The organism is Kitasatospora sp. NPDC059722 (genome assembly GCF_042733235.1).
Classification (GTDB): domain Bacteria; phylum Actinomycetota; class Actinomycetes; order Streptomycetales; family Streptomycetaceae; genus Kitasatospora.
In genome coordinates this window covers 1-13,475 of sequence record NZ_JBHWGD010000045.1, presented here as the reverse complement: position 1 = coordinate 13,475, position 13,475 = coordinate 1, and the positions used below count along the sequence as shown (strand labels likewise).

12 protein-coding genes are annotated in these 13,475 nt (G+C 74.2%); 10 read left to right on the top strand and 2 right to left on the bottom strand.

Annotation, left to right across the window (positions count from 1 at the left end; genetic code table 11):
* Positions 1–445 precede the first annotated feature (445 nt).
* A complete protein-coding gene (locus ACFV4F_RS26125) occupies positions 446–1,723 on the top strand; it encodes a ricin-type beta-trefoil lectin domain protein (RefSeq protein ID WP_380505872.1) in 1,278 nt (425 codons plus the stop codon).
* Positions 1,724–1,989: 266 nt separating this feature from the next.
* On the opposite strand, the gene ACFV4F_RS26120 is transcribed toward ACFV4F_RS26125, so the two are convergent.
* Both ACFV4F_RS26120 and ACFV4F_RS26115 read right to left on the bottom strand, forming a co-directional pair.
* Complete coding sequence (locus tag ACFV4F_RS26120) at positions 1,990–2,301, bottom strand: tetratricopeptide repeat protein (protein ID WP_380505869.1); 312 nt, start codon at positions 2,299–2,301, stop codon at positions 1,990–1,992.
* Between the two features lie 120 nt (positions 2,302–2,421).
* Positions 2,422–3,123 carry an alpha/beta fold hydrolase gene (locus tag ACFV4F_RS26115; protein WP_380495970.1) on the bottom strand — a complete coding sequence of 234 codons (702 nt, stop codon included), beginning with the start codon at positions 3,121–3,123 and terminating at the stop codon, positions 2,422–2,424.
* A gap of 642 nt (positions 3,124–3,765) precedes the next feature.
* On the opposite strand from ACFV4F_RS26115, the gene ACFV4F_RS26110 reads away from it, so the two are divergent.
* From ACFV4F_RS26110 to ACFV4F_RS26070, 9 genes are all read left to right on the top strand, one after another.
* Entirely contained in the window at positions 3,766–5,244 is a 1,479-nt protein-coding gene (locus ACFV4F_RS26110) for a nitroreductase family protein (protein ID WP_380505866.1), read from the top strand.
* 5 nt (positions 5,245–5,249) lie between these two features.
* Positions 5,250–6,692: a class I adenylate-forming enzyme family protein gene (locus tag ACFV4F_RS26105; RefSeq protein WP_380505863.1), complete on the top strand. Its 1,443-nt coding sequence runs from the start codon at positions 5,250–5,252 to the stop codon at positions 6,690–6,692.
* 62 nt (positions 6,693–6,754) lie between these two features.
* The gene (locus tag ACFV4F_RS26100) at positions 6,755–7,018 is read left to right on the top strand and encodes a phosphopantetheine-binding protein (protein ID WP_380446824.1); all 264 of its coding nucleotides are present in this window, start codon (positions 6,755–6,757) and stop codon (positions 7,016–7,018) included.
* Positions 7,011–7,862 carry a dihydrodipicolinate reductase C-terminal domain-containing protein gene (locus ACFV4F_RS26095; RefSeq protein WP_380505860.1) on the top strand — a complete coding sequence of 284 codons (852 nt, stop codon included), beginning with the start codon at positions 7,011–7,013 and terminating at the stop codon, positions 7,860–7,862. The genes ACFV4F_RS26100 and ACFV4F_RS26095 overlap by 8 nt, the downstream gene beginning before the upstream one ends.
* The gene (locus ACFV4F_RS26090) at positions 7,859–8,608 is read left to right on the top strand and encodes a class II aldolase/adducin family protein (RefSeq protein ID WP_380446819.1); all 750 of its coding nucleotides are present in this window, start codon (positions 7,859–7,861) and stop codon (positions 8,606–8,608) included. The genes ACFV4F_RS26095 and ACFV4F_RS26090 overlap by 4 nt, the downstream gene beginning before the upstream one ends.
* A gap of 56 nt (positions 8,609–8,664) precedes the next feature.
* Complete coding sequence (locus ACFV4F_RS26085; RefSeq protein ID WP_380505857.1) at positions 8,665–9,804, top strand: acyl-CoA dehydrogenase family protein; 1,140 nt, start codon at positions 8,665–8,667, stop codon at positions 9,802–9,804.
* Positions 9,805–9,900: 96 nt separating this feature from the next.
* Positions 9,901–11,277, top strand: a complete 1,377-nt coding sequence (locus ACFV4F_RS26080; RefSeq protein ID WP_380505854.1) for a condensation domain-containing protein — start codon at positions 9,901–9,903, stop codon at positions 11,275–11,277.
* Positions 11,274–12,323, top strand: coding sequence for a polysaccharide deacetylase family protein (locus ACFV4F_RS26075; RefSeq protein ID WP_380505851.1), 1,050 nt, complete (start codon positions 11,274–11,276; stop codon positions 12,321–12,323). Before ACFV4F_RS26080 ends, ACFV4F_RS26075 begins: the two co-directional genes overlap by 4 nt.
* 34 nt (positions 12,324–12,357) lie before the next feature.
* Positions 12,358–13,475 (top strand): MFS transporter (locus ACFV4F_RS26070; RefSeq protein WP_380446811.1); only part of this gene is annotated, 1,118 nt, incomplete at its 3' end.

Below are 13,475 nucleotides of genomic sequence, written 5' to 3'. Positions count from 1 at the left end.
CGGGCGGGGGAATCCGGGCTGACGGTCAGTCACTCACGGTAGTTCTGCCGGTGCGTCAGGCGGGGTGACGGGTCTCGGAATCCTCGTGGCTTCACCCGTAAGGCCGGACGGCCAAACCGGGGTCCTTGCCGCATTGTCACTGGTATTGGCGCGAACCATCATTCATCCGTGGAAGCCGTTTCGGCCGACCGCGAGCAATCGGCAAAGGACTTGACGGACCATCACTCGTACACAGTATTTTTTGCGACGACAGGATGTGGGCGTTGCCACTCCTTGACCCCGGCCTGCGTCCATCCGTGGTCCGGGGGTGGTGTGGCCCGTCGCCGGTGTTCCGTCGTGCATCCCGGGCCGGCCGCCGGCCGGAATCTTTCCAGAAAATTCTCAATTCGCTTGGGGGAAACAGAAGATGACTCGCAGGACATTATCCTTGCAGCGGATATTCGGTATGGCGGCCGCGGCCGCCTGTGCCGTCGCCGCCTTCTCCGCCCCGGTGGCCGGTGCCGTCACCGGCCCCGCGGCCGCCGACGGTTCTTACGCCTACACCGCCAAACTCACCATCGGCGACAACGCGCGCGCCTGCACCGGCGCCCTCGTCGACCGGTACTGGGTCGTCACCGCCGCGTCGTGCCTCGCGGACGACCCCGGCCGGCCGCAGGGCCTCGCCGCGGGCGTGCCCAAGCGCAAGGTGACCGTGACCGTCGGCGACAAGAGCGCCGACGTCGTCGAACTGGCGCCGCGTCAGGAGCGCGACCTCGTCATGGCCCGCCTGGCCCTCCCGCTGAACGGCATCGCGCCGCTCGCCGTCGCCACCACCGCGCCCGCTCCGGGCGAGAGCCTGCGGGTGCCCGGGTACGGGCGCACCGCGGACGAGTGGGTGCCCGCCAAGCCGCACACCGGCCTGTTCGGCGTCGACGCCGTCCAGCCCACCGGCGTCACCGTCACCGGTCAGGGCGGCGCCGCGATCTGCAAGGGCGACACCGGCGCCCCCGTCGTGCGCGAGACCGGCGGCAAGGCCGAGCTCGTCGCCGTCGCCGCCCGCTCCTGGCAGGGCGGCTGCCTCGGCACCGACCCCGCCGAGACCCGCACCGGCGCGATCGGCACCCGCACCGACGACCTCGCCTCCTGGATCGGCGGTCTGGTCAACCGCGCCTACCAGGTCGTCAATCCGGCCAGCGGCCGCTGTCTCAACGTGTCCGGCGCGGGCCCGTGGCCCAACAGCACGCCGATGATCCTGTGGGACTGCGTCACCGGCCAGGCCAACGAGACGTTCGTCCTCGCCTCCGCCGACAAGCAGGCCGCCGGTCCGGCCGCCGCGCTGCTCAACCCGGTGAGCGGACGCTGTGTCGGCCTCTCGGGCACCAGCGCGACGTGGGGCAACTTCACCCCGGTCGTCCTGTCCGACTGCGTGCCGGGCGCGGCCAACGAGCAGTTCCAGCTGACCGCCTCGGGCCAGCTGCTCAACCCGGCGAGCGGGCGCTGCCTCAACGTGGCGGGCGGCGGCCCGACCTGGGACAACAGGACCCCGATCATCCTGTGGGACTGCGTGCCCGGCCAGGGCAACGAGACGTTCCGGATGACGGCCGACGGCCAGTTCCTCAACCCGGCCAGCGGGCGCTGCCTCAACGTGTCGGGTGCCGGCCCGGTCTGGGACAACGGCACGCCGGTCATCCTGTGGGACTGCCTCCCCGGCGCGGGCAACGAGAAGTTCGCGTTCGCCGCGTAAGGCACGGACGGGGGGGGGGGGGGGGGGCCGGGGCCCCGCCCCCCCCCCCCCCCGCGCCGCCCCCCCCCCCCCCCCCCCCCCGGGCCCCCCCCCCCCCCCCCCCCGGCCACCCCCCNNNCGCCCCCGGGCGCTCTCTGTCACCGCGACCGGGCCCGCCCCCCCCCCGGGGGGGCGGGGGGGGGCGCGCCCCCCCCCCCCCCCCCCACCACCGTGTCCGCGGGAAGCCGCCGCCGAAGCCGAAGGGGCCCCGCCGGACACGGGCCGGCTCAGGACGCGGCCAGGGACTCCAGTCCGTCGAGGCTGTCGTCGGTCACCTTCGCGAGGCCCGTGCGACGGGCGAGGGCCAGGGCCCGGGTCCAGCAGTCCCGGGCGGCGCCGGTCCGTCCGGAGCAGGCGTGCACGGTGGCGGTCGTGTGCAGGGCCACGGCGGCGGCGCTGCGGTCCCCGAGCGCCTCGGCGGTGGACAGCGCCTCGGCCAGGGCCTCCAGGGCCTCCTGCCCCCGGCCGAGCGCGGCCAGGGACGCGCCCAGGCCGGTCAGCGTCGTGGGCACCACGGAGGGCAGTTCGCGGCGGAACACCTCCGCGTACCGCCCTCCGCCCCGACTCTCTCCCGACTGCCCCGACCGCCGTCACCCCGGACACCGGCTGGGGCGCCTGAGCGCGCCGAAGGACCCCGCCCGCCCGCACGGCACCCGCGGCTACGCGGGCACCGTGCGCAGCAGCGCGTCCGCCAGTTCCCGGGGGCGGCTGAGCGCGGCCAGGTGGCCGCCGGGGATCTCCTCGATCTCCAGGCCCAGCCGCTCCCGGACGATCCCGCGCTGGAACTCCAGGGGGAAGAAGCGGTCCTCCCGCCCCTGGAGGAAGCGGGTCGGCACCTGCGGCCAGCGCGTCAGCGGCCACGGCTGGGCGAACAGCGCGGAGGGCGGCGGCGAGCCGCCGGCGGACAGCGCCTCCTCGGTCACCTCGGCCGGGACGTCGTGGAAGAAGTCGGTCCGCAGGTCGAACCCGGGATCGGGGCCGCGCCCGGTGGCCGCCGCGTAGTCGGAGCGGGCCTCGGCCTGGCCGGTGTCCTCCCACCACTGCCCGGCCGTTTCCCCGGGGGCCGGGACCATGGCGTTGAGCAGCACCAGCTCGGCGACGGGCACCGGCAGCCGCCCGCACACCAGCGGAGCCGAGAAACCCGCGAGGGACTGCGCCACCAGGACCAGGGGAGTGGCGAGGCCGGCGTGCCGTTCCACCGCCGAGACGATCGCCTGCGCGAACTCCTCCAGGCCCGCCGAGTCGTCGCCCGGCAGGTCCATCGTGACCACGTCGTGCCCCCGGTCCCGCAGCTCGGGCACCAGCCGGTGCCAGAACCAGGCCCGGCCGTCGGCCCCGGGAACGAGTGTGAAGGTCGCCATCGCGGTCCTCCTCCTTGCGGGTCGCACCCGCACGCCTCCTGCGTGCCCTTCGACGCTATCGGGCGCCACCGACACCGGCCCGGCCGGCGGCGACCGGGACGAATTGCCGAGGTTGTCCGGGGTGTCGGTGAGGGGCGGGCAATCCGTATTGATGTCCGATCCGCATCGATGTCCGATTCACAGCATTCACCCGGTTGGCTGGATTCATCCTGCGGCGTTATCGGGATTGGTCTTGACCATTGCCCGGCGTGCTTGGCATGCTGGCAACGGCCGTAACCGATCATGGGTTCACGTGGTTCACGTGGTTCGGGCCGTGGATCGGTTATGTGCCACATTGTGAGACGGGGGACGAATGGGCGAGTGGTCGCCGGGGGCGGCGCGGCACGGCCGGTGCCGCGCGGTCGAATGACCGTCGAATAGTCCGTCTCGCGATCCGAGAACCCGTCGGTGCTGGTCGAGGGCAGTGGAAATGCCCCGCCGAGGGCACCGTTGCAAGCTTTTGCGGTATCCCCCCACATTTTCCTCCGTGGTGCACCGGGCTGCCGAAAAGCGCGGTGGGCCGATTTCGCCTGCCCGCTTTTCCGGCCGCCTCCCGCATGCGTATTTGGTGGATTGCCAGAGAATTGGAGGTCTGCGTCAGACGTGCAAGGAAATCTGATCACCCAGGAGTCCGTGGCGGTCGCCGACGCGCCCCGGGGCGCGTCCGCGGGCCGCGCCGACGAGCTGTGGGCCCGGGTGGCCCTGCCGCCGGCGTCGCCCGAGCCGCCCGCCGAGCCCGTCGCCGCCCCGGGCCTGCGCCGTGCCCTGGCGATGGTGGACGAGGGCGTGTTCACCAGCCGCGCCAACCGGGCCTGCGGCTCGTACGTGGCGCGGGCGGTGCCGTCGGCCGGGGCCGTGTACCCGTACGAGTTCGCCGTCCTCGCCGTGGAGGACGGGGTGCCGACGGCCTACCGGCTGGACGCCGACCGCCGCATCTGCGCCCGGCTGGCCGCGGGGGAGCGGGTCGCCGCCGCGCTGGCGGCGTCCGCGCTGGCCGTCCCGGACGACGGCGGAGCCCTGGTGGTCACCCTCACCCGGCCCTGGCTGTCGATGCGCAAGTACGGCGACCGCGGATACCTGTACACCCAGCTCGACGCGGGCCACGCGGCCGCCAACCTCGTCCTGGCCGCGGCCGGCCGCGGGGCGCGGGGGACGCTGCGGCTGCGCTTCCCGAGGGAACCCCTCTCGGAGCTGCTGGAGGCGGGCGAGAACCACCGGGAGATCCACTCCGCGGTCCTGGTGCCGGCCGCCACGGACACGGCGGGCGCGGCCGACGGCCCGTGGACCCGCTGGACGGTGCACGACAGCACCGACCGGGACCTGCGCGGGCCCACCTGGCGGTCGTGGCTGGAGAGCGCGTGCTGGGACTCCCTCGCCGTGTGGCCCGAGCACCCCGGCTCTCCGGCACCCCGCACCGCGCCCGCTCCACTGGCACACATCCGGACCGACCGTCGGACACCGCCCGGCGAAGGCGGCCTGGGGGACCGGAACGGATGGCCGGAGCTGATCGGGACGCGCGTCTCCAGCAAGGCGTTCACCGGCGAACCCGTCTCCGCCGACGCCGTCTGGCGGGCGGTCTCGGCCCTGTCGACACCGCTGGAGACCGACCTGCCCGGCATCTCCCCGCTGTCCGCGACCCTCGTCCTGCGCTCGACGACCGAGCCCGGGCGGGACGCGGTGTACCGGCTGGACACCGGTGAGCGGCAGCCGGGCCGGCTGCCGTCCACCGACGAGGTGGCCCGGGCCTGCATGCAGCAGCGCGCCCTCGCCGGGGCCGGCGCCGTCCTGCTGCTGCACGTGCCGCGCACCTCGCTCGCCGGCGCCGGCTCGGCCGCAGGCGCCGAGAGCCTGCGCGAACTCGCCTTCCGCTGCGGCGCGTTGGGCCAGTTGCTCTACCTCGGCGCGAACCGCGCGGAGGTCGGGGTGACCGCCATCGGCGGCTTCGACTCGCCGCTGTGGCGCACGCTGGCGGGGCTGCCGGAGGACGACGAGATCCTCTACGCCCTGCTGCTCGGCCGCCCGGACGACTCGGGCGTCAAGTTCGACCGGCTTGCCACCGCGCACGCCCAGAACGAGCGGTGAACCCGATGAACCCCGTCCTTCCCGGTGTCCTCACCGAAGTCCTCGCCCGCCACGGCGACCGCGTCGCCGTCACCGACGCGGGCGGATCGCTGCGCTACGCCGAACTCGCCGACCGGGCCCGCGCCGCCGCGGAGCGCATCGCCCGCTTCGACGTACCGGACGAGCGCGCCAGGGTCGGCCTCTACGCCACCAACTCCGTGGACTACGTGGTCGGTTACCTCGCGGTGCTGTTCGCCGGCGGCGTCCCGTTCCTGGCCGACTCGGCCTTCGGGCCGTTCGAACTCTCCCGGATCGCCGAGGACTGCGGGCTGGACCTGCTGATCCACGCCCCGGGCGCGGACGTCGACGCCATCGTGGACGAAACCCCTCAGGGAGACGGCGAGTTCGGCGCCCTCACGGTCAGCCGGGTGCGCCGCTCCGAGACCCCCCGACCGCAGCTGCTGGACGACACCGAGGTCTGCCGCTTCACCTCCGGCTCCACCGGACGGCCCAACTGCATCGAGTTCTCCGGCGCGGCGGTGTCCGCGGCGGCCGCCAACTGGGTCGAGGGAACCGGCCTCTCGGCCGAGGACCGGATCGCCTGCTTCGCCGCGCTCTCCAACGGCCTGGCCTTCAACACCTCGCTGCTGGCGGCCTTCCTGCCGGGCGCCTCGCTGCACCTGTCGCACGGCCTGCCCACCGCCACCCGCGTCGTACGGCTCCTGGAGAACACCGCCGCCACCCGGCTGGTGGCCTTCCCCGCGCTGTACGAGTCGATCGTGCGGCGCGCGCCGAAGGAGGGCTTCGCCGGCGTGCGCACCGCGATCTCCTCCGGCGCCCCGCTGCGCGAGAGCGTCCGCGAGGAGTTCACCCGGCTCACCGGCGTGCCCGTCCACAACTACTACGGCGTCGCCGAGACCGGTCCGCTGACGTTCGCCGCCGACGGCGCCGGCAGCGGGCTCGGGGCACCCCTGCCCGGTGTGCGGCTGCTCGCCCCGGAGGAGGGCATCCGGGTCCGGAGCGAGTCGATGGGCTCGCGCTACCTCAACGCCCCCGGCGTCTTCGAGGAGCGCGTCGACGCCGAGGGCTACTACCGCACCGGCGACCAGGGCCACCTGGTCGACGGCGCGCTCCACCTGACCGGACGCACGAGCCGGCTGGTCAACGTGGGCGGGCGCAAGATCGACCCGATCGAGATCGCCGAGGTGCTGCGCGGGGCCCCCGGAGTGCTGGACGCGGTCGCCTTCGAGGCCGAGAACCAGCACGGCGAACCGACCCTGGCCGCCGTCGTCGCCGTCGAACCCGGCGTCACCGCACAGTCCCTGCGCGCCCACTGCGCGGCCACGCTCCCCGCGTTCAAGGTGCCCGGAATCCTCCGCCCGGTGGACAGCATCCCGGCGAACTCGATCGGCAAGCCGTCCATCGAGCGCCTGCGGCGGCTGCTCACCGAGCCGTCCCCCGGCAACTGACCTCCAAGACCCCAAAGAACCCCACGACCCCCAAGACCCTTTACGAGACACAGGAATTCCCCATGGACAACACCGCCCTGCGCGCCAAGATCCTCGAACTCGCCATCGCGGCCGGGGACGGCAGCGTCTCCGCCGACGAACTCGCCGGCGCCGACTACTCGCTCCGCGACGTCGGGTACTCCTCGCTCTCCTACATGCGCCTGATCGACAGCATCGAGAACGAGGTCGGCGTCTACCTGGACCCGGAAGCGCCCATCGAGCACTACGAGTCCATCGACTCCGTCACAGCCCTCGTCGTCGCCAGCGGCATCGGCGCCGATGCCTGAGGCCCCGACGCCCGGGACCCCGACGCCCGAGGCGCCGACGGCCGGGCAGCCCCGCTCCACCATCGGGATCGTCGGCCTCGGCCGGCTCGGCTCGGCGCTGAGGTCGCTCTGCGAGGCGGACGGGACGAGGGTCACCCTCACCGCCACCCGCCGCGGCGGCTGGGCCGCCGAGGCCGTCCCGGACGTCCTCGTCGACACCAGCGCGCCCGACGCGCACCCCGAGGTCCTCGACTACTGCGCCTCCCGCCGGGTCCCGCTCGTCGCCTGCGTGTCCAACCTGACGGACACCCAGTGGAAGGCGCTGGCGGAACTGGCCCAGGAGGTGCCGGTGGTCCGGGCCACCAACCTCGCCTTCGGCCACTACCTCCAGGTGCGCATCGCCGAGCTCACCGCCGCCCTCACCACGGGCCGCTTCGAGGCGACCACCACCGTCCGGGAGCGCCACCCGCTCGGCAAGGCGCACCGGCCGAGCGCCACCGCGCTGGCACTGGCGGACACCTGGGCGCGGGCCGGCGGCCCGGCGGTGGCCGACATCTCCGACGAGCGGGCCGGACTGCCCGTCAGCGAGCACGAGCTGACCCACACCTGGGACGGCGAGGCGCTGCACGTGCGCCACCACGTCGGCAGCTGGACGGTGCCCGCCCGGGGCGCACTGGCCGCCGCCGCCTGGGCCCGCACCGCGCCCCCCGGCCTGGTCACCATGCGCACGGTCTTCGACGAACTGACCGCCCCCACACACCCGACCGCCCCCACACACCCGACCGCCCCCACACACCCGACCGCCCCCACACACCCGACGACCCCGACACACCCGACGACCCCGACCGCGAGGAGCGCGACATGACCACCGCCGAACCGGTGCCGCCGACCCCGGCCGAACGCCGGCTCGTCCTCCAGGTGGCGACCGGCGCCCGGATGCTCTCCCTCGACGGCCACGACGACTTCAACCAGGGCCAGATCTCCGCCCGGATCCCCGGCCGCGACGAGTTCTTCATCAAGAACGCGCTGGTGGGCTTCGACGAGGCCACCCCGGAGAACGTCGTGCGCTGCCCGGTGGACCACACCCTGCCCGCGCCGCCCCTGGCCCCGCCGGAACTGCCGCTGCACCAGGCCATCTACCGGGCCCGCCCGGACGTCAACGGCATCGTCCACAGCCACGCGCCCCACACCCTGCTGTTCGGCGCCACCGACCTGCCGATGCGCCCGATCTCCCACGACGGCGCCTACTTCCGCGACCGCATCGGCCTGTTCACCGAGACCAGCAACACCGTCCTCGACATCGAGACCGGCGACCACATCGCCAGGGACCTCGGCGAGCACCCGGCCGTCCTGCTGCGCAACCACGGCGGCGTGATCGTCGGCAAGAGCGTGCGGCACGCGTCCGTCTTCGCCCAGGTGCTGGAACGGGCCTGCCGGCTCCAGCTGACGGCCGAGGGCACCGGCGTCCCGTACACCTGGTCCACCGAGCGGGACGTGGCCGCCAAGCAGGACTTCATCTACGCCGACCTCTCCGTGCGCTCCTACTGGGACTACGCCGTCCGCAAGGTCGCCCGGCACTGGCCGGAGACCGCCGCCTGGGGCCTGGCCTGACCCAGGGCGCGCCCCAACCCCGCCCACCCCACCCGAACACCCACGGAGGTCGTCCGTTGAAGGTCCAGCGCATCCTGCCCACCGAGGAGGCGGCCGATCTGCTCGGCCTGGTCCGGGAGCTCGCGGCCGGTGAACTCGCGCCCCGCATCGCCGAGTTCGAAGCGGCCCACGAGTTCCCCCGGGAGATCGTGCGCACCCTGGGCAAGGCCGGGCTGCTGAGCCTGCCGTACCCCGAGGAGTACGGCGGCGCAGGCCAGCCCTACGAGGTCTACCTCCAGGCGCTGGAGGAGATTGCCTACCACTGGTTCGCGGTGGCCGAGGCGGTCAACGTGCACAACCTCGCCTGCTTCGGCACCGCCGCCTACGGCACGCAGGCGCAGCGCGAGGACCTGCTGCCCGGCATGCTCAGCGGTGAACTCCTGGGCGCCTACTGCCTGTCCGAGGCGGAGGCCGGTTCCGACGCGGCCTCGCTGACCACCCGCGCGGTGCGCCAGGACGACGGCTACCGCGTCACGGGGACGAAGGCGTGGGTCACCCACGCCGGGCACGCCGACTTCTACAACGTGTTCGCCCGCACCGGCGGCCCGGGAGCCCGGGGCCTGTCCTGCCTGGTGGTCCCCGGCGGCACGCCGGGCATGGTGGTGCACGAGCCGGAGCGCAAGCTCGGCGTGTGGGCCAACCCCACCGCCCAGGTCGGCTTCGAGGACGTCCGGGTGCCGGCCGAGCGGCTGATCGGCCGGGAGGGCAAGGGCTTCCTGATCGCGATGGGCGCCCTGGACTGCGGCCGGCTGGGCATCGCGGCCTGCGCGGTCGGCATCGCCCAGGCCGCCGCCGACTACGCGGTGCGCTACGCCAAGGAGCGCCGCCAGTTCGGGCAGCGGATCATCTCCTTCCAGGGCGTCGGCTTCATGCTCGCCGACATGGCCACCCAGATCGCCGCGGCCCGGGCGCTCACCCTGGCCGCCGCCCGGCTGAAGGACGCCGGCCGGCCGTACTCGCTGGAGGCGGCGAAGGCGAAGCTGTTCGCCACCGACGTGGCGATGAAGGTGACCACCGACGCGGTGCAGGTGCTCGGCGGCGCCGGCTACGTCGCCGACCACCCGGTGGAGCGCTGGATGCGCGAGGCCAAGCTGCTGCAGATCGTCGAGGGCACCAACCAGATCCAGCGCATGGTCATCGCCCAGGGCCTGGACTAGGGCTTGTCCTGAAGCCGTTCCCACACCCCCGCCCCCACACCCCCCGCCACCACGCACCGCCTCGCACGAGGCAACCGAAGGGAAGTTCGGAACACGATGACCACGGTCGAGGAACGGACCATCACACTGGACTCCGCGAGGTCCGGAACCGGCCCGGCCACCTGGGGGCAGCGGGCGATCTGGGGGGTCGTCACCCGGTTGGGCGACGACGCCCCCCGGTACAACCTGCGGCTCGACCTGCCCCTGACCCCGCCGCGCCCCGCCGCCCGCGTCCTCGCGGACCTGGCGGAGCTGCTGCGGATGCACGACAGCCTGCACACCCGGCTGCTGCCGGCCGGCGAGGACGGGCTGGAGCAGGTCGTGGACGGCAGCGGCGAGCTTGCGGTGGCGGTGCGGACGTGCTCCGCGCAGCAGGCCCCGGCCGTCGGCGCGGCCCTGATGGAGGAACTGGCGGGCCGCCCCTTCGACCACGCACGCGAGTGGCCCTTCCGGGTCGGCCTCGTGGAGTGCGAGGGCCTGGTCCACCGCCTGGTGCTGGCGGCCTCGCACACCGCGATGGACCTGTGGGGCGAGGGGCGGATGCTGCGCGACCTCGCCCTGATCGAGGCGGGGGAGCGCGCCGAGGACCTGCTGCGCTCGCGCCCCGCCCTCCAGCCGCTGGAGGCCGCCGCCGTCCAGGCCTCGCCGCTCGGGCGCCGCCGCGACGAGGGCGCCCGCCGCTACTGGTGCGAACGGCTGGCCGCCGGCCCCCGGCAGATCTTCCGGCAGCCCGCCGCGCCGGAACTCAGGGTCACCGACCCCGGCCGCCTGTTCCCCAACGCGCTGCTGCGCTCGCCCGCGCTGGCCGTGGCCGTCGAGCAGGTGGCGGCGGACCTCGGGGTGAGCGACGCCGCGGTGCTGCTGGGCGCGGCCTCCCACCAGCTGGCCCGGATGTCCGGCAGCGGCGACGTCCTGTTCCAGGTGGTCGTGAGCAACCGCTTCCAGCCGGCCGCCGCCGAGTCGGTCAGCACGATGGCGCAGGAGGCGGTGTTCCTCCTCACCGACGCCGACCAGGACTTCGCGGACGCGGTGCGCCGCACCCGGTCCGTCTCCTTCAGCGCGTTCCGGCACGCGGGTTACGACAAGTGGGCGCTGGAGCGGGAGGTGGCACGGCTGGTCGAGCGCGGCGAGGCGGGCGACCACTCGTACTGGTGGAACGACACCCGGGACCCGGGCAGCGGCCCGTTCGACACCGTCGAGCGCCCGAAGGCACCGCTCGGCGAACTGGCCGCGCGCACCGAACTGAGCTGGCCGACGGACTTCCTGCCCCGTGCGAACGTCTCGATCGCGGTGGACGTGCTGACCGCCCCCGGCGTCCTGGAGCTCGCCATGACCGCCGACCCGGCGATCATCACCCGCCCGGGCATGGAGCAATTCCTGCGCGGCGTCGAGCAGTTGATCGTCACCGCGGCGCTCGCCCTGGGGGAGGAGTGAGCGCGCGCTACGCGGGAATCGCCTGGACGGGCGTGGGCTACGAGGTCGAGGTCGTCGACGGCGCCGGGCGCAGGGCGGCCGAGCCGAGCCGCTGGGGCGCCGCCGAGGTCGCCGAACTCATGGCCTGGCTCAGGGAGTTGGGCGGCTCCAGCCGCGTGCCGGCCGTGGTGCTCGACAGCACCAACGGCCTGCTCGACGGCCCGATGACGGCGGCCGGCCTGGAGGTGTTCCGCGCGGACCCCTGGGTGCTGCCGCCCCGGCCGGGATTCGGCTCCGTCCCGGCCGCGCGCCTGGCGGAGCAGGCCTGGAGCGCCCCCGGCACGCTGGCGCGGGTGACCGCCGAGGGCGGCAGCCTGACCGGCCGCGCCGAGGAGTACCACGAGGTCGTGCGGCAAACCGAGCCGATCCGGACGGCGATGACGGCCGCCGGACGCTGCTTCGAGCACGGCCGCCGGGACGTGGCGCGGGTCGCGCTCACCTTCGACGACGGCCCCGACCCGGTGCACACCCGGCGGGTGCTGGAGATCCTGGACCGCTATCGCGTCCGGGCGACGTTCTTCTGCGTCGGCCACCACGTCACGGCCCTGCCCGACGAGGTGCGCCGGATCGCCGCGGCCGGCCACGAGGTGGGCAACCACTCCTGGTCCCACCCGTACCTGCCGGACCTGACACCGGACCAGCTGCGCGAGCAGCTCGACCGCACCACGGAGGCGGTGGCCCGGGTCACCGGCACGGCCCCCACCCGGTTCCGCCCGCCCTACGGCGCGCTGAGCCCCGAAGGCCTCGCCGCCCTCGACGAGCACCCGACCGCCCTCACGCTGTGGGACGTCGACTCCCGCGACTGGTCCAGACCCGGGCCGGAGCGCATCGCCGCCACCGTCCTGGAGTCCGCCGGCCCCGGATCGGTGGTGCTGATGCACGAGGGCGCCGGCGACCGCGGCCAGACCGTCCAGGCCCTCCCGGCCATCATCGAGGGCCTGCTCGACCGCGGCCTGGAACCGGTCACCGTCGGGGAGCTCGACCCGCCGCCCGTCACCCGACCCTGAACACCACGACCGACAGCTGGAGCAACGACACGCCATGACAGATCAGTTGGCAGACCACACCACGGCGGCGCCCTCGAAGGCCCCGTCGGCAGGGGAGCAGGTGTCCGGGGAGCCGGCGATCTGGTCCCGCAACTTCCGCTACTACTTCACCGCCCGCAGCGCGGGCCTGCTCAGCTGGGCGATGCTCCCGGTCGCCGTCTCGGCCGGCCTGCTCAGCGGCGGCTACGGCCTGGACACCGCCGGCTACTCGATGGCCTTCCTGGTGGGCCCGTTCGCCGGCCTGGTGCTGTTCGGCGGCGTCCTCGCCGACCGCTTCACCGCCCGCCGCATGATGATCGCCGCCGACCTCGCCAACCTCCTCGCCCACACCCTCCTCGCGTTCCTGTTCATCCACGGCATCGACCACCTCTGGCAGCTGTACACCCTCCTCGTCGTCGCCGGCACCGCCAACGCCATGTTCCAGCCCGGAGCCTCCTCGACCGTCCCCCTCGTCTCCCGCGACGTCCAGGGCGCCAACGGCGTCCTGCGCACCTCCGAGGCCCTCACCGGCCTCGGCGGCCCGGCCCTGGCCGGCGCCCTCGTCGGCCTCGGCGCCACCGGCTGGGTCATGGCCATCTCCGCCCTCGCCTACGCCACCAGCGCCACCTGCCTGTTCGTCCTGCGCCTGGGCGCCGTCCCCGCCCCGCCGGCCGGCGAGAGCCTGTGGCACAACCTGGCCGTCGGCTGGCACGAATTCCGCTCCCGCAGCTGGCTGTGGGGCGTCATCGTCATCTGGATGGTCTTCGCCGTCCTGTCCTGGGGCCCGCAGCTGTCCGTCGCCGCCGGCGTCATCGTCCCCGAGCACGGCGCCACCGCCTTCGGCCTCCTCAACTGCGCCCTCGGCGCGGGCACCGTCGCGGGCGGCCTGATCGCTATCCGCTACAAGCCCGAACGCCCCCTGGCCGCCGGCGCCGCCGCCATGCTCGCCTACCCGCTCTACCCGCTCGGCATCGTCCTGGACTGGCCCGTCTGGCTGCTCGCCGCCGCCCAGCTCGGCGTCGGCGTCGGCATCGGCATCTGGGGCGTCATGTGGGCCACCAGCGTCCAGACCCAGGTCCCCGGCGAGGTCCTCAACCGCGTCCACGCCTACGAAGTCGCCGGCTCCGTCGGCAT

Bases quoted from the DNA above. Each gene is read 5' to 3' on its own strand.
- ACFV4F_RS26125 (WP_380505872.1), top strand. From the start codon at position 446: ATGGCGGCCGCGGCCGCCTGTGCCGTCGCCGCCTTCTCCGCCCCGGTG.
- ACFV4F_RS26115 (WP_380495970.1), bottom strand. From the start codon at position 3,123: ATGGCGACCTTCACACTCGTTCCCGGGGCCGACGGCCGGGCCTGGTTC.
- ACFV4F_RS26105 (WP_380505863.1), top strand. From the start codon at position 5,250: ATGAACCCCGTCCTTCCCGGTGTCCTCACCGAAGTCCTCGCCCGCCAC.
- ACFV4F_RS26100 (WP_380446824.1), top strand. From the start codon at position 6,755: ATGGACAACACCGCCCTGCGCGCCAAGATCCTCGAACTCGCCATCGCG.
- ACFV4F_RS26095 (WP_380505860.1), top strand. From the start codon at position 7,011: ATGCCTGAGGCCCCGACGCCCGGGACCCCGACGCCCGAGGCGCCGACG.
- ACFV4F_RS26090 (WP_380446819.1), top strand. From the start codon at position 7,859: ATGACCACCGCCGAACCGGTGCCGCCGACCCCGGCCGAACGCCGGCTC.
- ACFV4F_RS26080 (WP_380505854.1), top strand. From the start codon at position 9,901: ATGACCACGGTCGAGGAACGGACCATCACACTGGACTCCGCGAGGTCC.